The 706-nt window shown below is 71.2% G+C and carries 1 pseudogene; it reads left to right on the top strand.

The window, feature by feature from the left end:
• Positions 1-84: 84 nt before the first annotated feature.
• Positions 85-706, top strand: a pseudogene (locus FVW20_RS17600) (thioredoxin domain-containing protein); the annotation flags it as partial.

Below are 706 nucleotides of genomic sequence, written 5' to 3' on the forward strand. Positions count from 1 at the left end.
GGGGCGCAGGCGGCGTCCGCATCGGCGCCCGTATCGGCGCCCGTATCGGCGGCGGACGAACCCGGAGGGGCAAAGGCCCTGCGCATGGCCGCGCAGACCCTGCGGGCCATCCGGCGCGGGGGCATCCACGACCATGTGGGTTATGGCTTCCACCGCTATTCCACCGACGCCCGATGGCTGCTGCCCCACTTCGAGAAGATGCTCTATGACCAGGCCATGCTGATGCTGGCCTACGCCGAGGCTTGGCTGGCCACCCGCGACGGCGAGTTCCGCCGCACGGCGGAAGAGACCGCCGCCTACGTCCTGCGCGACCTGACATCGCCGGATGGCGCTTTCTACAGCGCCGAGGATGCCGACAGCGAACTGGACGGCGCGCGCGGCGAGGGGCTGTTCTATACCTTCACCCTGGCGGACATCGAAGAGGCTTGCGCCCCGCTGGATGCAAGCCCGGATGCCGGGGGGGAAGCGGGTACGGATGCCTGCGTGGCCGGTGACGGGGACAACGCGGACCCGGCCTGCATTTCCGACGCGGACCTGACGGCCCGGGCCTTCGGCTGCACGGCCTATGGCAACTACGAGGACGAGGCCACCCGCAGCCGCACGGGCCGCAACATCCTGTACCAACCCCGCGCGCCGCGGGACCTGGCGCGCGACCTGGGCCTGCCCCCGCGCGAGGTGGAGGAACGGCTGGAAGCGGCCCGCGTTA

This window comes from Nitratidesulfovibrio oxamicus, assembly GCF_015731765.1.
Classification (GTDB): Bacteria; Desulfobacterota; Desulfovibrionia; order Desulfovibrionales; family Desulfovibrionaceae; genus Cupidesulfovibrio; species Cupidesulfovibrio oxamicus.